Consider the following 20,097-nt stretch of genomic DNA (forward strand, 5'->3'; position numbering starts at 1 on the left):
TCCGGTGCGTGCTCTCGTCGTGCTGGACGGAAGTCCTCGTACCGGACGTACCTGGGCTTTCGGCCGGTGCGGCGAGAGCGCGTGCCGGGCTTGGCGACGGGGCGAACGTCGCCTGTCGCGGCACTGGGCCGGGGCCGCTCTCAGGTCGGCCTGGTCTGCGGGCCGGGCACCGAGCCGTCGTGCGGCCGTTCCGCGTCGGAGCCGCACATCTCCGCGTTCAGCTCCTCGACCAGCCCGGCCAGGTCGGTCGGCCGGTCCGGCCCCCACCAGTCCCCGAGCAGCTCGGCGAGCGAATCCTCACGGGCCTTGGCCAGCCTCTCGGCGGCCTCCCGGCCCTCCTCGGTCAGCACCAGGTCGAGTCCCTCGCGCAGGGCGAGCCGGCGCTCCTCCACCTGCCGGGCCGCGTCCAGGATGACGGGCAACGGCACGGAACTGCGCTCGGCGAGCTCCGCGGGCTCCGCCCACCCGTATTTCTTGATCCGCAGCAGCAGCCAGCTCGCCGCGGGCAGCAGGTCGAAGCCCGCCCGCGCGGTGATCTTCTCGTAGATCTCCCGCCGCCCCTCGCGGGTCCCGAGCACCGACAGCGCCCGGCACACCTCGTCGTACGACGACCGCTCCACCGGGTTGCTGGCGAGCGTTTCCGTGACGTCCGGCGCCGTCACCGAGCCCCGCAGCCTGTCCTCGCGCAGGAACCAGGCGAGCACGAAGCCGAGCAGGGCCACCGGAGCGGCGTACAGGAACACGTCCGTGATGGACGACGCGAACGCGTGCAGGACGGGCTGGCGCAGTGCGGACGGCAGCTCCGCGATGCCCTTCGGGTCGGCCTTGAGGGCGTCGGGCGTGAGGCCCGGGGGGAGCTCCTGCCCGGAGAGTGCGACGACGAGGTTGTCACCGAGACGGTTCGCGAAGACCGTGCCGAAGACGGCGACGCCGAACGAGGCGCCGATGGATCGGAAGAACGTCGCACCGGACGTGGCGACGCCGAGGTCCTCGTACGACACCGCGTTCTGCACGATCAGCACCAGGACCTGCATGACCAGGCCGAGCCCCAGGCCGAAGACGAAGAAGTACGCGCTCATCTCGCCCGTGCTGCTGTTCTCGTCCATCTGGTGGAGCAGCAGCAGGCCGACGGTGGTCACCCCCGTGCCCACCACGGGGAACACCTTCCAGCGGCCGGTGCGGCTGACCACCTGCCCGGAGAAGGTGGAGGACAGCAGCAGTCCGAACACCATCGGCAGCATGTGCACACCGGACCAGGTCGGCGAGACGCCCTGGACGACCTGGAGGAAGGTCGGCAGATAGGTCATCGCGCCGAACATCGCGAAGCCGACGATGAAGCTGATCACGGCGGACAGGGTGAAGGTGCGGATGCCGAACAGCTTCAGGGGGAGGACGGGTTCGGCCGCCCGCCGCTCCACGGCGACGAACAGGAAGGCCAGCGCCACCCCCAGCACCGCGAGCCCGATGATCTGCGGCGAGCTCCAGCTCCAGGTGGTGCCGCCGAGGGAGGCCACCAGCACCAGGCAGGTGGCGACCGCGGCGATCAGGAACGTGCCGAGGTAGTCGATGACGTGCCGGGCCGACTTCACCGGGATGTGCAGGACGACCGCGATCACGACGAGGGCGACGACGCCCACGGGCAGGTTGACGTAAAAGACCCAGCGCCAGCTGAGGTGTTCGGTGAGCAGCCCGCCGAGCAGCGGTCCGAGCACGCTGGTCGCGCCGAAGACTGCACCGAACAGCCCCTGGTACTTGCCCCGTTCACGCGGCGGCACGAGGTCGCCGACGATGGCCATCGACAGCACCATCAGGCCGCCGCCGCCCACTCCCTGGAGTGCGCGAAAGCCGATCAGCTCGCCCATGTTCTGCGCCATGCCGCACAGCGCGGAGCCGATCAGGAAGATGACGATCGCCGTCTGGAACAGCTTCTTGCGGCCGTACTGGTCGCCGAGTTTGCCCCACAGCGGGGTCGCCGCGGTCGACGCGAGCAGATACGCCGTCACCACCCAGGACAGGTGCTCCAGGCCGCCGAGGTCGCTGACGATGGTGGGCAGCGCCGTCGACACGATCGTCTGGTCCAACGCGGCGAGCAGCATGCCGAGCAGCAGTGCGCCGATCGAGACGAAGACGCTGCCGTGCACGTGGTCGCGCGCGTCGAGAGCGGCCGCGGAGCGGCGCCGCACGGCCGATTCGTTGACGGCCGTCACCCTGCCCGGTCCTGTCGCCCCGTCCGGTCCGGCGGGCGTGTCCGCGCCGCCCGGCGCGTCCGGCCCGCCCGGTATGTCCGCGCCGTGCGCATCCCCGGTCATTCGGCCTCCCTGAGCCCCGAGGGTCCCGGTCAACCACCATCCTGGTCGGTGTGACCCGTTATGGCCTGTCGAGTCGTCCGGAAGCATGCATTCCGGGGGGCTCCTTGGAGATTCCGTGAGGGACATCCGGATAATCTCTGGAGCTTCAGGGGGAGGGACCCACGCGTGACTGATCCGAACGGGCATGTCTGCCCCGAGTGCGAGACGCCCAGGGCGCCGGACGGCACCCCGTCGTGCGCCTGCGCACGACGGGCGTCCGACGCGCTCCGCGACGCCCGCACGGCCGAAGCCGCCGCGGCGGGGGACTTCGACCCCCTGCGCATACGTCCGTACGTGGAACTGGGTGCGGCAGGCGCCGGGGGCACCTCGGAGACTCCGGGCACCCAGAGGCCCGCGGCGGGCGCGTCTCCCGGCGAGGGCGCGCCCTCCGGGAGCGCCGGCCCTGCCGCGACGGCCAAAGCGACGGGTGCCGACGGGGACCCGTCGGCCACCGTGCGGCTGAAGGCCGTGCCGCCGGACGCGACCATGCGGCTCGCAGCGCTGCCGTCCGAGCCGCGCGCCGCCGACGTACGTCTCTTCCAGGAGCAGGAGCGAGGGGCCGGGCAGGGCCGGGGACGGCACCGGGAGGCCGGCCGGCCGACGACCCCGGACGGGCGGCCCCGACGCCGTCGCCGTACCGCGGTCCTGGTCGCCGCCGCTGCCACCGCGACCGTGGCGGCAGCGGCGGGGTTCGCGAGCGGACTGTTCTCGTACGACACCCCCGCACGGGACACGGCGCTGCCGAAGGACGTGCGGGCGAGCGTGCCGGACTCGTCGTCCGAGGCGGCCTCGGTGTCCCCCTCGGCGAGTGCGTCGGCCCCCGCGACACAGGCACCGAGCGCGTCGGCCTCCGCGTCGCCGAGCACGAGCCCGTCGCCCTCGACGTCGGAGTCGGCGCCGGAGTCGAGCGCGTCGCCGAGCCCGTCCCGCTCGACGGCTGGCCCCACGCAGTCGTCCGGCACGGCGGGCACCACCGCCTCGGCACAGCCGCCGAGCGACACGTCCGAGGGAATCGGCGCCACGACCCTGCGGCGCGGCGACCGGGGCCCCGAGGTCACCGAACTCCAGCTGCGGCTGCGCCAGCTCGGGCTCTACCAGGGCGGCCCGGACGGCCGGTTCGGCAGGCACGTCGAGGACGCCGTTCGCCGCTACCAGTGGGCGCGGGGCATCTCCGGCGACGAGATGGGCGTCTACGGGCGGTTCACCCGGGCGAGCCTGGAGTCGGAGACGACGGAACCGTGAGCGCCCGCCGAGGCCGGCGCGTGGCCGGGATCCCCCGACGTGTCCCGCCTCCGAGGACGGCCCCCCAGGCGGGTCCTCGGACCTCCGCGCCGGCCGGTCTCAGCTGAGACGAAGCAGCCGGGGCCCGGACCGGGCGGAGCAGCTCGGGGCGGGCCCGGGCGACGGAGCCGGGGTTCGCGCGGCGGCCGGCATGGGCGGGGCTCAGCCGAAGTGGAGGCGGAGGGTGCCGCCCTCCGCGGGCACGACGCGGACCTGCGTCAGGTCGGCGACGAGGACGTCCGGGCCGTGGAGTCCGGCCCGGGGGCCGATCCCCACCACCGTCATCCCGGCGGCCTTGCCCGCCTCGATCCCCGCCCCCGAGTCCTCGAAGACGAGACAGTCCTCGGGAGCGACACCCAGCTCCGCCGCCCCCTTGAAGAACCCCTCGGGATCGGGCTTGCTCGCCCCGACGGACTCGGCGGTCACCCGCACGTCGGGCAGTTCCAGTCCGGCGGCGGCCATCCGCGCGGTGGACAGCGCCACGTCCGCCGAGGTGACGAGCGCGTGCGGCAGCCCCACGAGGGAGGCCAGGAAGTCGTGGGCGCCCGCGATCGCGACGACGCCGTCCATGTCGGCGGTCTCCTCGGCGAGCATGCGCACGTTGTCCGCGTGGTTCTGCTCCATGGGCCGGTCCGGCAGCAGCATCGCCATCGAGGCGTAGCCCTGCCGGCCGTGGACGACCTTCATGACCTCGTCGCCGTCCAGGCCGTGACGGTCGGCCCAGCGGCGCCAGCAGCGTTCGACGACGGCGTCGGAGTTGACGAGGGTGCCGTCCATGTCGAGGAGGAGGGCGCGGGCGGTCAGAACGGTCGGGGCCGTCGTCATCGGCAATGCTCCAAGGCGCGGGAAAGGGGCACGGGGACGCCCCTGGGAACAAGGCGGCCCCGTCCGCCGGTCAGGGAGGTGCGGACGGGAGCCACTTTGTTCTCTTACGATACAAAACAAGAGGGGTGCCGCGCCACCGGGCCTGACCTGCGGATCGACACCCCCGCGCCGGGCGGCCACCCGGACGGCACCGCCGGGACACCGACGCGACACCCTCCGGCCGCCCGGCCCGGCGACACCGCCGCGCGGCCCGGCGGCGCGGCGGGAGGTCAGCCCGTGACCGCCTCGTACAGGCTCCAGACCCCCAGTCCAAGCATCAGCACGGCCGCCACCTTGGTGATCAGCTCCAGCGGCACCCGCTTCATCAGGGCCTTGCCACCGACGATGCCGAGGCTCGCGACCGCCCACAGGGCGAGGACGGCACCGAGGCCGACGGAGAGCGGGTCGTCGTAGCGGGCGGCGAGGTTCGCCGTCATGATCTGGGTCAGGTCACCGAACTCGGCGACGAGGATGAGCATGAAACCCGCGCCGGAGACCTTCCAGAAGCTCTGGTTCTCGGGCTTGCGGATCTCCTCCTCGTCCTCGTCCTTCTTCATGAGCAGGACCGCGGCGCCACCGAGGAAGAGCACGCCGGTGAGCGCGTGCACGATCTGCTGCGGCAGCAAGGTCAGGACGCTGCCCGCCGCGACGGCGAGCGCGACGTGCAGGGCGAACGCGGCGGCGACACCGGCGAAGACGTACGAGGCGCGGTAGCGGGTACCGAGGACGAGCCCGGCGAGCGCGGTCTTGTCCGGCAGCTCGGCAAGGAAGACGACACCGAAGACGAGCGCCATCACGCTGATGCTGATCAAAAGTCCTCAATCGGTCGGGCTGCCCCGCCGAGAGTGCTGTTGCTGCGCTGCGACACCTCGGCACGACAGCACACGGCGGCGCCCACGCCGAAAGGCGCGGGCGAGAGCACCCACACCGAAGGACACGGCACGGGTGGTGCACTGCTTGCCGAAGGTCTCGCTGGCCGGCCTCGTGGACGAGGTCTGCCTCCGGGCGCCGGCTCAGACGAGCTGAGCAGTATGTCGACGGTCCGGCGAAGAGCTACTCCCCTTCTGCGCCGTCCATGCTACGCGACGCCCGCCCGGCCCCGGCAGGGACTTTGGTCACATCCGGCGCAACGCGACAAAGGGGCCCACCGGCGACGTGGGGACCTCGCGGAGATCCCGCCACACACCTTGTCGTGTCATGTGCACGTCACTAACTTCTAACCCGAGCCACACCCTCCGGAAATCCGCCGCCGCAAGCATGTGCTCGCTCACCCCCAACGGCCCCCCATTTCAAGGGAGTTCGCATGCCAAAGGTCTACGCGCGTCGACGACTGAGCATACTCGCAGCCGTCACGGGCCTGATAGCCATGGCCGGGATTTTCAACGGCCCGACCGCCTCCGCCGCACTGCCGACCCCGGTCAGCGCCGCCACCGCCCGCACCTACCTCGCCTCGCTGAAGGTGGCGACGGAGAACCGCACGGGCTACAACCGTGATCTGTTCCCCACGTGGATCACCATCAGCGGCACCTGCAACACCCGTGAGTACATCCTCAAGCGCGACGGTACGAACGTCGTCACCGACTCCGCGTGCGCGGCCACCAGCGGCACCTGGCGCTCGGCCTACGACGGCGCCACCTGGACCGCCGCCTCCGACCTGGACATCGACCACCTCGTGCCGCTGGCCGAGGCCTGGGACTCCGGCGCCGGCGCCTGGACCACCGCACAGCGCCAGGCGTTCGCCAACGACGTGACCCGCCCCCAGCTCATCGCGGTCACCGACAACGTGAACCAGCAGAAGAGCGACCAGGACCCGGCCGAGTGGATGCCCCCGCTCAGCTCGTACGCCTGCACCTACGTCCGCGCCTGGGTCCAGGTGAAGTACTACTACAACCTCTCGGTCGACTCGGCCGAGAAGTCCAAGCTCAGCTCGGTGCTCAGCGGCTGCTGACCCGGCCGGTCCCGCCCCGCGCGCCGCTCCGCCGCAGCGCGCTGTTTCCGGAACCTCCCCACCGGCCCCCCTCGTTCCGTACCGTACGGGGCGACGGAGGAGGGGTGATCACATGGCGGAGCTGCGCCTGGGACCGCTGCTGAGGTATGTCGACGGCTCGTCAGCGACCTTCTGGGTCGAGACGAGCCGTCCGTGCACCGCCGAGGTGCGGTGCGCCGACGGCGCCCACGGCAGCGCCGAGACCTTCCAAGTCGGCGGCCACCACTACGCGTTGGTGCCGGTCGACGGACTGACACCGGGCACCGTCCGCACGTACGAGGTCGTGCTGGACGGCACCACCGTGTGGCCGCTGCCCGACTCCCCCTTCCCGCCCTCGGTGGTCCGCACCCCCGAGCCCGACGCCCCGGTCCGCGTCACCTTCGGCTCCTGCCGCTGGGCCGCGCCGCCCGCGGACGAGAAGGACCCGGTCGGGCCCGACGCCCTGGACACCCTCGCGGCCCGCATCGCCGCCGACCCCGACGGCGAACGCCCGGACGTGCTGCTGCTGTTGGGCGACCAGGTGTACGCGGACGAGGTCTCCAGCGCCACCAGGGAGTGGATCGCGGTGCGCCGGGGTCTCGCCGACCCCCCGGGCAACCAGGTCGCGGACTACGAGGAATACACCCGCCTCTATTACGAGTCCTGGCTCGATCCCGAGATCCGCTGGCTGCTGTCCACCGTGCCCAGCTGCATGATCTTCGACGACCACGACGTCATCGACGACTGGAACACCAGCGCCGCCTGGGTCGCCGACATGCGGGCCACCCCGTGGTGGCGCGAGCGGGTGCTGAGCGGCCTGATGTCGTACTGGGTCCACCAGCACCTCGGCAACCTCTCCCCGCGCGAGCTGTCCGAGGACCTCCTGTACGCCGCGGTGCGCGAGACGCCCGACGGCACCGATGTACTGCGCGCCTTCGCCGCCCAGGCCGACGTCGACCCGGCCTCCGTGCGCTGGAGCTACCGCCGCGACTTCGGCCGCACCCGGGTCCTGATGCTCGACACCCGGGCGGCCCGCGTCCTGGAGGAGTCGAACCGGTCGATGCTGGACCCGGGCGAGGAGCGGTGGCTGCGGGAACAGGCGCTGGACGCGCCCGGCTCGTACGACCACCTCCTCATCGGCACCTCGCTCCCCTGGCTGCTGCCGCCGCTGGTGCACGACGCCGAGACGTGGAACGCCGCGCTGTGCCGGGGCGAACGGGGCGCTCGATGGGCGCGGTTCGGCGAGGGGCTGCGCAGGCGGGCGGATCTGGAGCACTGGGCCGCGTTCCCGTCGTCCTTCGAGTCGCTGACGGCTCTGATCGCGGAAGCGGGGTCGGGGACGCGGGCCCCGAAGGAAGCGGGGTCGGGGACGCGGGCCCCGGAGGAACCGGGGTCGGGGACCCCGGCGGGAGCCGGGGCCGAGATGGCCGGGGCGGGAGCGGAGTCCGGGGCTGGAGGCGGGACCGGGACCGGGGCCGCGGAGGCCGGGGCCGGGGCCGGGGCTCCCGCGACCGTGCTCGTGCTGTCCGGGGACGTCCATCACGCCTACGTCGCCGAGCCGTCGTGGCCGGGTCGCCGGCCCGAGGCCACGGTCCTCCAGCTGACCTGCTCACCGGTCCACAACCGGATCCCGCTCTCCATACGGCTCGGTTTCCGTTTCGGCTGGAGCCGTCTCGCCCGCACGCTCGGGCACCGGCTAGCCCGGCACGGCCGCTGTCCCCGGCCACCGGTGGACTGGCGGAAGACCGGCGGCCCCTGGTTCGGCAATCAGCTGATGACGCTGACCCTGCGCGGGCGTTCGGCGACGCTGCGGCTCGAACAGGCGCTGGAGGTGCGCGGCGGCAGCGGCCGGAGCGGCGACGCGATCGCCGGCCGGGTCCGTCTGACGACCGTGACGGAGTCCGTCCTCACCCCACTCACCCCGCAATAGGCCTCTTGGGCACGGTTGTTGGGCGCGTTGTCCGTGATGCCCGTGACCCGTCCCACACCCGGCGCGGATCATCCGCGCCGGGGCTCGGTTCCCGTACCGTACGGCGGCATGATGAGGCGGACCGTCCGCTTCCAGCGGGCGGTCTGCTGCCATGCGCCCCACACGCCCGGGAGTCACACCGTTGTCTGCAGCACCCCCACCCGAATTCTCGGCTGCGCCCGAACAGGGGGGACCCCCACCCGAGTTCCCGGCTGCGTCAGGCCAGGGAGACCCCCGGCCACCGGCCGCAACCGCCGGTGTCTCCGTCGCCCTCGTCGGAGCCGGCCCTCGCGGCACGAGTGTCCTGGAACGGCTGTGCGCGTCCGCGCCGGAACTCCTCCCGCCCGGGACCCCGCTGACCGTCCACGTCGTCGATCCGGACCCACCGGGACCCGGCCGCGTCTGGCGCACCGCGCAGTCGCCGCACCTCCTGATGAACACCGTGGCCTCACAGGTGACCCTGTTCACCGACGAGAGCGTGGACTGCTCGGGACCGATCCGTCCGGGACCCAGCCTCCACGCGTGGGCGCGGGGCGAGCTGGGGCCCGACGACTATCCGACCCGCGCCCGCTACGGCCGCTACCTGGAATGGGTCTTCGGCGAGGTGGTGCGCGGAGCACCGCCCGCGGTGCGGGTGGAGGTGCACGCGGCGCGGGCGACCCGGCTCGACGACGCTCCCGACGGCCGGCAGGACCTCCTCCTGTCCACCGGCCGCACCCTGTCCGACCTGGCCGCCGTCGTCCTCGCCCAGGGCCATCTCCCGGCCCTCGCGGATCCCGCGGAGCGGCGCCTGACCGCGTACGCGGGGCGGCACGGGCTGCGCCACGTCCCGCCCGCCAACCCGGCCGACATCGACCTGTCCTGCCTCGCTCCCGGCGAACCGGTCCTGCTGCGCGGACTCGGCCTCAACTTCTTCGACCACATGGCGCTGCTGACCGCGGGCCGCGGCGGCCGTTTCACGCGCACGGACGCGGGCCTGTGCTACCGGCCCTCGGGGAAGGAGCCGCGGCTGTATGCCGGCTCCCGGCGCGGTGTCCCGTACCAGGCGCGCGGCGACAACGCCAAGGGCCCGTACGGCCGTCACACGCCGTACGTCCTCAGCGACGAGGTGATATCGGGCTTCCGCAAGCGCGCCGACTCCGGTGACGCGCCCGACTTCCTGAGCGAGATATGGCCGTTGGTCGCCAAGGAGGTGGAAACGGTCTACTACGAGGGGCTGTTGAGCAGAATCGGCGGTCCCGTGCCCGCCGACCGTCTTCCCGGCGACTTCAGGGACCGCTTCCTCGGCGTACCGCACCGCGCCCCCCAGGAGGCGCGTCTGCTCGACGAGTTCGGCATCGCGCCCGCCGAACGCTGGTCCTGGGACCGGCTCTCACGCCCGTACGCCGGACGGGCCTTCGCCGGCCCCGGCGCCTGGCGTGACTGGCTGCTCGGCCATCTGCGCCAGGACGCCGAGCAGGCCGCGCTCGGCAATGTCGAAGGACCCCTGAAGGCCGCCCTCGACGTGCTGCGTGACCTGCGCAACGAACTCCGGCAGATCGTGGACCACCGCGGCCTGTCCGGCGACTCGCGACGGACGCACCTGGACCGCTGGTACACACCGCTCAACGCCTTCCTCTCCATCGGCCCGCCCCGGCGGCGCATCGAGGAGATGTCCGCGCTGATCGAGGCGGGCGTGCTCACCGTCCTGGGCCCCCGGCTGGAGGTGCGGGCCGAGGACGGCGCGTGGGTCGCGCACTCCCCCGACGTCCCGGGGTCCGCCGTACGCGCCACGACGCTCGTGGAGGCGCGGCTGCCGGAACCGGATGTGCGCAGGACCGCCGACGAGCTCCTCGGCCGGCTGTTGAGGACGGGGCAGTGCCGCCCGCACACCGTCGACGGCTACGAGACCGGCGGACTGGACGTCACACCGCGCCCCTATTTCCTGATCGACCGTCAAGGACGGTCGCACCCGCGGAGGTTCGCGTTCGGGGTGCCCACGGAGGGCGTGCACTGGGTGACCGCGGCCGGGGCCCGCCCCGGCGTGGACTCGGTCACGCTGTCGGACGCCGACGCGTTGGCGCGGGCCGTGCTGCGCGCGGCGTCGGCCGGGACGGAACGGGAAACGGAACCGGAAGCGGAAACCCAGGCATGGCCGAATGTAGAACTTGCAAGCATTGATTAGGCCGGCCCGACGTGATGACTCGCTCGGTTCCGTCCCCCACGATCCGGTGCCCCCACACGCCGGTCCAGTCGGCCTCGACCGCCTCCTCACCGGCCGCACCTCACCCGCCGCCGAGGAGAAGCGGGCCTCGGAGCCCGTCGCGGCCTGACCCTCGCACCGCGCGCACGACGACGCCCGGTCCCGTACGAGCGGTACGGGGACCGGGCGCCGTCGCCCCGGCTCGGGTGACGCGGCGTGAACGTGATGTGACTGACACATGAGCCCCCCGTGGATCTCCCGTCACACCCGCGGCGTACGCTGTATGGCTGTCACAGGCCGCCCTGCCGCTCCCCGCGACGTCGCGGCGTGGTCGTGCCTACGGGGGATTTCAGGGGAGTGTTGCAGTGCTGGAAAGCATGGGGCCGCTGACAGGCAGCCCATGGATCTACGTGGCCGTCGCCATGTCCGTCCTGCTCGACGTGTTCCTGCCGATACTGCCGAGCGGCGTTCTCGTCATCACGGCCGCCACGGCCGCGGCGGGCTCCGCCACCGGCGCCGTCCCGCACGCCGTGCCCGACATGCTGGTGCTCACCCTGTGCGCGGCCACCGCCTCCGTGCTGGGTGATCTGGTCGCGTACCGGCTGGCCTGGCGCGGCGGCGAGCGCCTGGACCGGGCGATCGCCCGGTCCCGCCGCCTGACCAGGGCGCAGGAACGTCTCGGCGTGGCCCTCTCGCGCGGTGGCGGAGTTCTGGTCGTCATCGCCCGCTTCGCCCCGGCCGGCCGCTCGGTCGTCTCGCTCGGCGCGGGCGCGGCCCACCGCAAGGTGCGCGAGTTCCTGCCCTGGTCCGTCCTCGCGGGCCTGAGCTGGGCCGGATACAGCGTGGCCCTCGGCTACTTCGGCGGCCAGTGGCTGGGTGCGACCTGGCTGGCCACGGGGGTCTCCTTCGCGGCGCTGCTCGTCGCGGGCGCGGGCGCGGCGTACCTCATGCGGCGTCCGGTGGTCGAGGGGACCGGCACCCGCGCCTGACACCGGGCCGACGCCCCGGCCCCGGCATACGCGAGCCGCCGTGTTCTCGCGGAGGCCCGCGGCCCTGGCGCTGGCGCTGGCGGGGCGGAGGCTATCCGGCGCGCTGCGCCGCCCCGCGCACCTCCAGTCCGTCGAGCAGTTCGGCGGTGGCCGCCGCGACGGCCTCGACCGCCCGGTCGAAGACCTCGCGATTGTGGGCGGCGGGGGCGCGGAAGCCGGACACCTTGCGGACGTACTGAAGGGCGGCGGCGCGGATCTCCTCCTCGGTCGCCTCTTCGGGGAGCACGGGCGGACGGAGCGTCTTGATGCTGCGGCACATGCGCCCAGTCTCGCGCGTACGCCCCCGTCCCGGGAACCCGGGCACGGAACGCCGTGCCGCACCACGTACGAGACGCCGCGCGCGAGCCGCGGCCGTACTTCGGAGTCCGGGAATAGCGCCGCTCCACGCCCCCTTGTGCTGGGCATGACCACAGTGGAGATCCTGTACGTCGGCGGCCCGACCTCGGTCGTCGAGATCGGCGGCGTGCGGCTGCTGACCGACCCGACCTTCGACGCCCCCGGCGAGTACCCCATCGGCTCGCGGAAGCTGGTGAAGACGGCGGGGCCCGCGCTCCCGGCCGCCGAGATCGGCCCGGTCGACGCCGTCCTGCTCTCGCACGACCAGCACCCCGACAACCTCGACGCGTCCGGGCGCGCCTACCTCCGAAGCGCCCACGTGACCCTGTCGACGGCATCGGCGTACGACCGTATCGGCGCACCCGTGCGGGCCCTGCCCTCCTGGGAGCACGTCGAACTGCCGCGCCCCGGCGGCGGCACCCTGCGGGTGACCGCCGTGCCCGCGCAGCACGGCCCCGCCGGCTCGGAGCCCGTCGTGGGCGAGGTGACCGGCTTCGTGCTGTCCGGGGACGGTCTGCCCAAGGTGTACGTCAGCGGTGACAACGCGTCCCTGGACGTGGTCCGCGCGATCGCCGGACGCGAGGGCCCCTTCGACGTGGCCGTGCTGTTCGCAGGCGCCGCCCGTACTCCGCTGGTGCCCGACGCCCCGCTGACACTGACGAGCCGGGACGCGGCGCGGGCCGCCGACATCCTGGGCGCCCGCCATGTCGTACCGCTGCACTTCGAGCACTGGGGCCACTTCACGCAGGACGGTGCCACGCTCACCAAGGCCTTCGCGGAGACCGGTCTCACGGACCGGCTGCACCTCCTGGAGCCCGGCGCCTCCGTACGCCTGTCGTAGACACCGACGGCAACACCCGAGCACAACCTTGCACTTGGGCGAGCCTCTCCGAGGATTGACTCGGATGTCCGGGGCTTGTGATCATCGCCGGGGCTCTCGTCCGGGGGCCACGGCCGAAGGATCGAGGAACCATGGCGAATGACCGGCTGACGGTGGCGGTACTGGGCCCGGGCGGGGTCGGCGGCCTGCTCGCCGCCGTCCTCTCCCGCACCGGCCACCGGGTGATCTGTCTGGCCGGCGAGGAGACCGCGCGGGTGCTGGGCACGGACGGCATCGAGGTCCGCAGCAACCACTTCGGGGACTTCACGGCGCGCGTGGAGGCGGACACCGTACTGCGCGAGCCCGTCGACGCGTGCTTCGTCGCCGTCAAGGCCACGGCACTCGACGCCGCCCTCGAACGCGTCCCGGCGAAGGCCCTGGGGGACGCGGGTCTCGTCGTGCCGTTCCTGAACGGTGTCGAGCACCCGGCGGCCCTGCGGAAGCTCTACCGCTCCGAGCAGGTGGCGCCCGCGGTGATCCGCGTCGAGTCGACCCGCGTCTCGCCCGGGGTGATCGAGCACGGCAGCCCGTTCGCCGAGGTCGACCTCACCGGCGACACGGCTCCCCGCGAGCGGGTCGACGCGATCGCCGGAGCGCTGGAGCGGGCCGGCGTGCGCGTCCGGGTCCAGGAGGACGAGGCGGCGGTGCTGTGGGCGAAGATGTCGTTCCTCGCCCCCTTCGCCCTGCTGACCACCCGGTACGGAGTGCCGCTCGGTGACGTACGCACCCGGCACCGCACGGAGTTGGTGGCCCTGACCGAGGAGGTCGCGGCGGTGAGCCGCGCGAGCGGGGCGCCCGTCGACGCGGCCGCCGCCCTCGCCCGCTACGACGCCTTCCCGCCCGGCACCAAGTCCTCCATGCAGCGCGACGCGGAGGCGGGCCGCAAGCTGGAACTGGACGCGATCGGCGGGGCGTTGCTGCGCGCCGCCGACCGGTTCGGGGTAGCGGTGCCGGTGGCGAGCGGCCTGGTACGGCAGTTGGCGGGCCCGGACGGCTCCTGATCCGCACCCCGGCACAGGACCGGCCGCGGCGCGTCACGGTGGGCGGACGCCGTGCGCGCGAGGCAGCTGTGGCGCTGCCGGGCGCGGAGCCCTCGGCAGGAGCGCCGGGTCACGGGTCAGGCCCGCGTCTTGGCCAGCATCTCGACGATCTCGGCGGTGGAGCCCGTCTCGCCGAGCCGGGGAAAGATGCGCTCGACGCTGTTGCGGTGGCTGTCGGCGTCCATGTCGGCCATGGCGTCGGTGGCCAGGGTGACGTGGTAGCCGTGCTCGTGGGCGGCGCGGGCGGTGGACTCCACACCGATGCTGGTGGCGATGCCGGTCAGCACGATCTGGGTGACGCCGCGGCGGCGGAGCTGGAGGTCGAGGTCGGTGCCGTGGAAGGCGCCCCAGTTCCGCTTGGTCACGACGATGTCCCCCGGGTGGCCGGAGAGTTCGTCGACGACGACGTCCCAGCCCTCCGGCCGGCTGCGGGACGTGCTGCCGCCGTCGACGCGGCCGGGCGCGGCGTCCGAACCGTCGGCGGCCGCCGTCACGCGCACGAGGACGACGGGCAGTCCCTGCTCGCGGAAGGCGTCGGCGAGTTCGACGGACCGGGCCACGACGTCGGCGGGGCTGTTGGGGGTGAGGTTCGGGGCGCCGACGATGCCGCGCTGGAGGTCGATGACGACGAGCGCGGTGCGAGGGTCGAGCGTGGTGACGGCCATGGTCGGGCCTTTCCTGGAACGGGGGTGGGGGGGTGGTGGTGCGGAGGGACCGGTCGAGGAGGATCGCCACCAGCAGCAGCGCGCTGCGGGCGAGCACGGAGAAGGGGGTCGTCGGCGGGCGGCCGGCGCCGGGTCGCGGGGAGGCGCTGCTCTTTGCGGAGCGTGGCCGTCACGGCCGGGTGAGCCGGTCCAGCAGGGCCATCGCCTCGATGACGGTCTCTCGCTCGGCCTCGGTGCAGTGGTCCTGGAAGGCCCGGGCCAGCCATTCCTCGCGCGCCTGCCGGGTGCCCTCGACGCGGTCGCGTCCGGCGTCGGTGAGGGTGATCACCTGCCGCCTGCCGTCCCCGGGGTCCGGGTTCCGCGCGATCAGTCCGCGCTCGTCGAGCACGGCGAGGGTGGCGGCGATGGACTGCGGCCGGACGCCCTCGGCGGCGGCGAGCCCGCTGGCCGTCGCGGCCCCGCTCTTGCTGAGCAGGGTGAGCGCGGAGAACTGCGAGGGCGTGAGGTCGTACGTCTCGGCGACCTCACGTATCCGTCGCCGCAGCCGGCTGAACGCCACGCGCAGATCACCGGCGGCGCGGGTGGCCGACTCGGAGATTCCGTCGGCACTCCCGCCCCGGGCGTCGGGGTTCTGGGCCATGCCGAAACGATAATTTCTTCAGTTCATGCTGTCCAGTTCAGACTGGACAGTTTTACCTGACCACCACCTCACCGATCCATCACCAAGGGGCTGACCTGCTCAAACAACACCCTCGCCGGCAACGGGAAGCCGTCCGGACACCCGTTCGCGTGAAGTCCCCCAATGAACTCGCATCCCAAAATCGAACAGGCGTAGCATTGCGGCGTGGCTGCGACCTATGACTTTCCGAGTGACCTCCTCGCCGGTCAGGAGGAGCTGCATCAGGTCCGGGCCGAACTGCTGGCCCTGCTGAAACGACTCCCCTGGTCCGTGGAACCGCTGGACGGCTTCAGCGACACGGGCGGCTGGCGCAAGGTGGAACGCCCCGCCTCCCCCGGCTGGACCTCCGACGAACAGGCCGAGGTGGAAAAGCTCCGGCAACGGGAGCGCGAGCTCGCCGTGTTCGTGTCCGGCCACCGGTTCTGGTCGGAGGTCGCCCCTCCCGAGACGGTCGAAGCCCGCATGAGGCTCAAGCACGCCCACGAGGCGCCGGGACCGGGCCCGGCGTGACCACCGGGACCCGAAGCGCGCGCCGACGCCGGGGCGTGGGGATCGGCTGCGGCTTCACCCCCGCGGAGGTCAGCCGGTGCAGCCGGGGACGGGATCGGGGCCGCCGCAGTTGTCCGGGGGTTGTCGCGCACCGGGGAGCTCGTCAGCGTCACCGTGCCGGTGGAGATGTAGATGCCACTACCCGGTGGAGTTGTAGATGCCACGACCCTTGATCGCCGCCGTCTGCTCGCTCAAGCATCCATCGTCTCCTGCCTCCGGTGGGGTGTGCCCGACGACCCTGCCCCGGTGTGATCCTCCGGGGTGGACGGCCAGGGCGGCCAGGCTCGGCAGAGGGATGCCCCGGCCGAGCGGCACGACCGCCGGGCGGCGCGTGCGCGTCATCCGAACGGCGCGGGAGAACGCATTCGGCACGTGGCCTTCTCAGGGGGAGACCCAGGCGCCGAGGCGGCGGGCCCTTGCCGGAGCACTACCTGGGGCGCGACGCATGCCCGACGTGCGGGGTCGCGCTGCTGTGCTCCTGCTGGGCCCCGGCGGCCGGAGCCTTGCCCGGCGGCATGGGCGACGCGGTGACCAGCACCCTTGCGTAGGCGCCCATCACCGCCACCGTCACGACGAGGATCACCAGCCAGCGCAGGTGCAGGCGGGCGGGCAGGCTGAGCAGCCAGGCCAGCAGCCCGCCGGACACCGGACGTCCGGCGCGGCGGCCACGGGTGCGTCTACCCCGGCTCATCGTCGCCTCTTTCTGTTCGTGGTCCGCGAGCGCGGACGGGTTCGGCCTATCTGGTCGCGGTAGTCGAGGAGTTCCAGCGGCATGTCGAAGGCGACGGCGCCCACGATCTGGGGACCGTGGGGGGTGTCCCGGGTGTAGCGGGCGACGAAGCGCTCGGAGCGGAGGGATCCCTCGGTGATCTCGACCTCGGTGCCGAGAGCCGGGATGCCCACGGCTTGTATCCGGGTGCCGTGCTGCTCGGACCAGAAGCGCGGAACCGGGGCGAAGCGTGCGGCACGTTCGGGCCCGCGCAACAGCGCGTCGGCTGCCTGCTGACCCATCTCCACCGCGTGAATCAGGTGCTCGACGCGCCGCGGCTGAGGATCGAAGCGAAGGTTGGGCCAGCGAGCCACGTCACCGGCGGCGACGATGTGCGGAGTGGGACGGCCCCACGCGTCGATCGCGTGAGAGGTAGGAGCGCAGAGCACGCCGTCGGAGACGTCCAGGCCGCTACCGCGCAGCCATTCGGTGCGCGGTTCACTGCCCAAGCCGAGGACGACGAAGTCGCAGTCGATGACCTCGTCGTCGTCCAGCCGCAGCCTGAGCACGTCACCGTGGTCCTGCCAGTCGACGACCTTCGTGCCGAGCCGCACGTCGACGCCCGCCCTGCGCTGGATGTCGCCGACCACGGCACCGAGACGCTCGCCCAATACCCGGCGCAACAAGGGGGCGCTATGCACGACGAGGGTGACGTCAAGGCCGCTGTCCCGGGCCGTGCACGCCAGTTCGCATCCGACGAATCCACCGCCGAGGATCACCACATGACGGGCCCGCGCGGCATCCATCGCCTGCCGTACCACGGCCGCGTCCCGCAGCGTGCGAATGGTGCGCACCCGATCGCTGAAGAGCGGAGCCTCGGGAAGTCGCTTGGCGTCCACCCCTGTGGCCACGACCAGCCCCTCAAAGGGCAGTCGCTCGCCACCCGGCAGTTCCACGGCCGATCCGTAGAGGTCGAGGCCGACCAGCCGGGTGTCCAGCAGCCAGTGGGCGTCCAGCGCCTCGTCAGCCCTGAACATGAGCTGCTCTTCGCTCAGTTCACCGGACAGGTACTGCTTGGAAAGAGGTGGGCGGCTGTAGGGGCGGTGCGCCTCTTCCCCCACGATGACGAGTTCCCCGTCGAAGCCGCGCTCCCTGAGCCGGGTCGCCGCGCTCAGTCCGGCCAGCCCGGCCCCGGCAACGACGATGCGCCTACTGCTTGCCCGGGCCCCTGCCCCACTGCGCACAGGACTCGAACCGCGCCGGCCTCCGGAGGACCGGGAGTCGGGGTTCCGTCCGCCCTCGATCGCGACGGCCTGCATGGGGCAGCAACGCACGGCCTGCCGCGCCTTGGCCGCGAACTCGGCGGGGACGCCGCGGGTGTAGTGCAGCGAGCCGCCCTCGGAGATCCGGAAGACCTCAGGCGCCTCCTGCTGACAGATGCCGTAGATGTGGCACCGGTTGTTGTCCACGCTGATCCGGACGGGTTCGTCCTCCGGGACGAGCGCCGGGCGCGGCAGGCTGAACGAGTCGGCGGCAATCGCTGAGGACCGGTGCACGACCGCGCGTTGCTGGGCCGGCGGCGCGACGTGCTGCGCCTGACGCGTTGTCGAGGGCACGACCTCACGGCTGTCGTTCGGGACCGTGGGCCGGGTGGGGAGCTGCGGGGGGCCGGGATGGGGATGCGTCACCGAGCCCCTCCGGCCTCACTCGGGAAGGCACGCTGACGCAGCCTGGAAGCGGAGGGGAAGAGGCGGATCAGGAAAGCCACGAGCACCGTGCCGGCGCCTGCGGCGACGCCGACGGCAACCAGGTTCAGATGACGTGGTTCTGGATGTATCAGGAAGACGTGCAGCCAGATCAGAGCGAAGGAGGCGTAGGCGAGTTGGTGCACCCTGAGCCAGCGGTGGTAGCCCAGGCGGTGTTGCAGCCAGACCGAGCAGGCCACGGCGATGGCCAGCTCCGTCCCCAGGATGCCCAGGCTCACCGGCACGCGCTGGACGCCTCCGACGAACGGTACGGTCAGCTTCAGCCAGTCGATCTGCCAGATCGGCTGGTAGAGGAAGGTCAGGCCGTGGATACCCCCGAAGATCATCGCCGATAGTGCCAGCGTCATGTGGGCTCCGTAGAAGGTGGCCCGGTTGACGGCGCGCTGCATGAACCGCAACCGAAGGATCACCCCCAGGACCACCGTGGAGACCATCAGCACATAGGCGATGAGTGCGGCCAGTCGCGCGATCTGGTGCACGCCCAGGTCGTATGGAATGTGGTGGTTGTAGGCGTCCAGTGGCGACCCGGGTATGGGTTGCGTCGCCACGGAGACTTCGGAGCCCAGGAGCGCGAAGACGCCGACCGTCATGAGCCCGACCGCCAGTCCTCTGGCAAGCACGCGGGCGGCAGGTCCGCGTCTGGCCGGCACCTTTTGGCGAGCATGTGACGAGCTCCAAGTATTGACGTGCCCGGCGAAATGCGTGATCTAGAAAATGCATTCACGCCGGAATGACACCAACGCCCCCGGGGCCATGCCGCCCTCCAGGATTTTCTCCCAGAGGGACACAGCTTGGCCACAGAGGCTACATGACCCTCACAGGCCGAGGAGGGTCATCCAGTGAAACGATTTCGGGGAGAATGTCACAGGAAGTACCTTTCGGGGAGGGGGAGATGTCACCTCATGAGGGTTGCCTATGAATTCCCTCTCAGTTCGGCACGGTGGGTCGACTCCAGGGCGTCGACCGATCTCTTCGCCCAAATTGCCCACCCTTGCGACAGTCCTCTCACTCCTTATTACTCGCCGGTCAGTAGCGTATTTTTTCCGCGACGCAATACCTCATGGTGGAACGCAACTGTTGCTCCATGTGTATTGGTTTCTCAGCGACATCACTCCGCATTCGGTGCGACACCGGTCGCCTGTCCGGGTGGAATCGGATGTGCCCCTGCGGCTTCGTGACGTCCACTTCCACGATCTCCGGCACACCGGGAACACCCCCGCCGCGACCGGCGGCGCCACGACCCGTGAGCTGATGCACCGGACGGGTCACTCGTCGGTGCGGGCCGCACTGGTCCATCAGCACCTCGTCAACGGCCGCGATCACCAGATCGCCGACTACGTGGACGGTCAGATCAAGAAGGTGAAGCGGCCCTCGCGCGGCCCATCCGGCACGTACGCGGCGCGGCAGCTCCGAGCGGCCGAGAATGATCAAAGCCCAGGCTCGCGGACTCCCACCCGCGGACCTGGGCCTTTCTCGTGTCCTGGAACTGGTGGGCGCGGACGGTTTCGAACCGCCGACATCCGCCTTGTAAGGGCGGACGTGGCCGGACGAGGAGTTCCCCAGGTCGTTCCGGCTGTAGCCAGTGCCCAGGCGAACGGCGCATCTCGACTGTGGCAAGCCGCCATTGACCGTGGTTGACCGCACGATGTGGCACGGTTGTGGCACGCTCACCGTCCCAGGCTCACTTGCATGGCCGAGCATCTGCTCGACTTCCCACCTCTCATCTACGCCTAGCCCGCCTCGCAGCAGCACGTCATGCCTGAGTCCGGGAGGGAATCAGAAAAATCCTGAGGACATGGCGCCCAGCAAGACTG

18 protein-coding genes and 1 tRNA gene are annotated in these 20,097 nt (G+C 71.9%); 8 read left to right on the forward strand and 11 right to left on the reverse strand.

Annotated features, from left to right (window positions below; genetic code table 11):
- Window positions 1-140: 140 nt before the first annotated feature.
- Complete coding sequence (locus H305_RS45720) at window positions 141-2,309, reverse strand: MDR family MFS transporter (RefSeq protein WP_078629030.1); 2,169 nt, start codon at window positions 2,307-2,309, stop codon at window positions 141-143.
- Window positions 2,310-2,474: 165 nt separating this feature from the next.
- On the opposite strand from H305_RS45720, the gene H305_RS0113635 reads away from it, so the two are divergent.
- Window positions 2,475-3,590, forward strand: coding sequence for a peptidoglycan-binding domain-containing protein (locus tag H305_RS0113635; RefSeq protein WP_028800889.1), 1,116 nt, complete (start codon window positions 2,475-2,477; stop codon window positions 3,588-3,590).
- A 201-nt stretch (window positions 3,591-3,791) separates the two neighbouring features.
- Here the strand turns inward: H305_RS0113635 and H305_RS0113640 are convergent, their stop codons facing one another.
- Together H305_RS0113640 and H305_RS0113645 are read right to left on the reverse strand one after the other, a co-directional pair.
- Window positions 3,792-4,454 carry an HAD family hydrolase gene (locus H305_RS0113640; protein WP_028800890.1) on the reverse strand — a complete coding sequence of 221 codons (663 nt, stop codon included), beginning with the start codon at window positions 4,452-4,454 and terminating at the stop codon, window positions 3,792-3,794.
- 269 nt (window positions 4,455-4,723) lie between these two features.
- Window positions 4,724-5,305 (reverse strand): TMEM165/GDT1 family protein, encoded by a 582-nt coding sequence (locus H305_RS0113645; protein ID WP_028800891.1) that lies wholly within the window; start codon window positions 5,303-5,305, stop codon window positions 4,724-4,726.
- Window positions 5,306-5,796: 491 nt separating this feature from the next.
- Here H305_RS0113645 and H305_RS0113655 point away from each other — a divergent pair, with 491 nt between their 5' ends.
- From H305_RS0113655 to H305_RS0113670, 4 genes are all read left to right on the forward strand, one after another.
- Entirely contained in the window at window positions 5,797-6,441 is a 645-nt protein-coding gene (locus H305_RS0113655; RefSeq protein WP_028800892.1) for an HNH endonuclease family protein, read from the forward strand.
- Between the two features lie 112 nt (window positions 6,442-6,553).
- Window positions 6,554-8,389 carry an alkaline phosphatase D family protein gene (locus H305_RS0113660; protein WP_028800893.1) on the forward strand — a complete coding sequence of 612 codons (1,836 nt, stop codon included), beginning with the start codon at window positions 6,554-6,556 and terminating at the stop codon, window positions 8,387-8,389.
- A 151-nt stretch (window positions 8,390-8,540) separates the two neighbouring features.
- The gene (locus H305_RS45725; RefSeq protein ID WP_078629032.1) at window positions 8,541-10,592 is read left to right on the forward strand and encodes an FAD/NAD(P)-binding protein; all 2,052 of its coding nucleotides are present in this window, start codon (window positions 8,541-8,543) and stop codon (window positions 10,590-10,592) included.
- A 383-nt stretch (window positions 10,593-10,975) separates the two neighbouring features.
- Entirely contained in the window at window positions 10,976-11,599 is a 624-nt protein-coding gene (locus H305_RS0113670) for a DedA family protein (protein ID WP_028800894.1), read from the forward strand.
- 91 nt (window positions 11,600-11,690) lie between these two features.
- On the opposite strand, the gene H305_RS0113675 is transcribed toward H305_RS0113670, so the two are convergent.
- Window positions 11,691-11,918 carry a DUF2277 domain-containing protein gene (locus H305_RS0113675; RefSeq protein WP_028800895.1) on the reverse strand — a complete coding sequence of 76 codons (228 nt, stop codon included), beginning with the start codon at window positions 11,916-11,918 and terminating at the stop codon, window positions 11,691-11,693.
- Between the two features lie 144 nt (window positions 11,919-12,062).
- On the opposite strand from H305_RS0113675, the gene H305_RS0113680 reads away from it, so the two are divergent.
- Window positions 12,063-12,836, forward strand: coding sequence for an MBL fold metallo-hydrolase (locus H305_RS0113680; protein WP_028800896.1), 774 nt, complete (start codon window positions 12,063-12,065; stop codon window positions 12,834-12,836).
- Window positions 12,837-12,967: 131 nt separating this feature from the next.
- Complete coding sequence (locus tag H305_RS0113685; RefSeq protein WP_028800897.1) at window positions 12,968-13,876, forward strand: ketopantoate reductase family protein; 909 nt, start codon at window positions 12,968-12,970, stop codon at window positions 13,874-13,876.
- Between the two features lie 116 nt (window positions 13,877-13,992).
- Here H305_RS0113685 and H305_RS0113690 read toward each other — a convergent pair whose 3' ends face one another.
- Window positions 13,993-14,580, reverse strand: a complete 588-nt coding sequence (locus tag H305_RS0113690; RefSeq protein ID WP_028800898.1) for a hydrolase — start codon at window positions 14,578-14,580, stop codon at window positions 13,993-13,995.
- A gap of 169 nt (window positions 14,581-14,749) precedes the next feature.
- Window positions 14,750-15,220: a MarR family winged helix-turn-helix transcriptional regulator gene (locus H305_RS0113695; RefSeq protein ID WP_028800899.1), complete on the reverse strand. Its 471-nt coding sequence runs from the start codon at window positions 15,218-15,220 to the stop codon at window positions 14,750-14,752.
- A 204-nt stretch (window positions 15,221-15,424) separates the two neighbouring features.
- On the opposite strand from H305_RS0113695, the gene H305_RS0113700 reads away from it, so the two are divergent.
- Window positions 15,425-15,769 carry a hypothetical protein gene (locus H305_RS0113700; RefSeq protein ID WP_028800900.1) on the forward strand — a complete coding sequence of 115 codons (345 nt, stop codon included), beginning with the start codon at window positions 15,425-15,427 and terminating at the stop codon, window positions 15,767-15,769.
- A gap of 466 nt (window positions 15,770-16,235) precedes the next feature.
- Here H305_RS0113700 and H305_RS0113705 read toward each other — a convergent pair whose 3' ends face one another.
- From H305_RS0113705 to H305_RS53375, 5 genes are all read right to left on the reverse strand, one after another.
- Entirely contained in the window at window positions 16,236-16,499 is a 264-nt protein-coding gene (locus H305_RS0113705; protein WP_158690521.1) for a hypothetical protein, read from the reverse strand.
- The gene (locus H305_RS45730) at window positions 16,496-18,205 is read right to left on the reverse strand and encodes an FAD-dependent oxidoreductase (protein WP_051370565.1); all 1,710 of its coding nucleotides are present in this window, start codon (window positions 18,203-18,205) and stop codon (window positions 16,496-16,498) included. Before H305_RS45730 ends, H305_RS0113705 begins: the two co-directional genes overlap by 4 nt.
- Window positions 18,202-18,903, reverse strand: coding sequence for a ferric reductase-like transmembrane domain-containing protein (locus H305_RS49360; RefSeq protein WP_158690522.1), 702 nt, complete (start codon window positions 18,901-18,903; stop codon window positions 18,202-18,204). The genes H305_RS45730 and H305_RS49360 overlap by 4 nt, the downstream gene beginning before the upstream one ends.
- Window positions 18,904-19,309: 406 nt before the next feature.
- Window positions 19,310-19,714, reverse strand: a complete 405-nt coding sequence (locus H305_RS56020) for a hypothetical protein (protein WP_158690523.1) — start codon at window positions 19,712-19,714, stop codon at window positions 19,310-19,312.
- 56 nt (window positions 19,715-19,770) lie between these two features.
- A tRNA-Val gene (locus tag H305_RS53375) sits at window positions 19,771-19,871 on the reverse strand.
- Window positions 19,872-20,097 lie beyond the last annotated feature (226 nt).

This window comes from Streptomyces sp. 142MFCol3.1 (genome assembly GCF_000424945.1).
GTDB lineage: Bacteria > Actinomycetota > Actinomycetes > Streptomycetales > Streptomycetaceae > Streptomyces > Streptomyces siamensis.

Excerpts from the sequence above, each read along its gene's own strand:
- H305_RS45720 (WP_078629030.1), bottom strand. The coding sequence starts at position 2,309 with ATGACCGGGGATGCGCACGGCGCGGACATACCGGGCGGGCCGGACGCG.
- H305_RS0113640 (WP_028800890.1), bottom strand. The coding sequence starts at position 4,454 with ATGACGACGGCCCCGACCGTTCTGACCGCCCGCGCCCTCCTCCTCGAC.
- H305_RS0113655 (WP_028800892.1), top strand. The coding sequence starts at position 5,797 with ATGCCAAAGGTCTACGCGCGTCGACGACTGAGCATACTCGCAGCCGTC.
- H305_RS0113660 (WP_028800893.1), top strand. The coding sequence starts at position 6,554 with ATGGCGGAGCTGCGCCTGGGACCGCTGCTGAGGTATGTCGACGGCTCG.
- H305_RS45725 (WP_078629032.1), top strand. The coding sequence starts at position 8,541 with ATGCGCCCCACACGCCCGGGAGTCACACCGTTGTCTGCAGCACCCCCA.
- H305_RS0113675 (WP_028800895.1), bottom strand. The coding sequence starts at position 11,918 with ATGTGCCGCAGCATCAAGACGCTCCGTCCGCCCGTGCTCCCCGAAGAG.
- H305_RS0113680 (WP_028800896.1), top strand. The coding sequence starts at position 12,063 with ATGACCACAGTGGAGATCCTGTACGTCGGCGGCCCGACCTCGGTCGTC.
- H305_RS0113685 (WP_028800897.1), top strand. The coding sequence starts at position 12,968 with ATGGCGAATGACCGGCTGACGGTGGCGGTACTGGGCCCGGGCGGGGTC.
- H305_RS0113690 (WP_028800898.1), bottom strand. The coding sequence starts at position 14,580 with ATGGCCGTCACCACGCTCGACCCTCGCACCGCGCTCGTCGTCATCGAC.
- H305_RS0113695 (WP_028800899.1), bottom strand. The coding sequence starts at position 15,220 with ATGGCCCAGAACCCCGACGCCCGGGGCGGGAGTGCCGACGGAATCTCC.
- H305_RS0113705 (WP_158690521.1), bottom strand. The coding sequence starts at position 16,499 with ATGAGCCGGGGTAGACGCACCCGTGGCCGCCGCGCCGGACGTCCGGTG.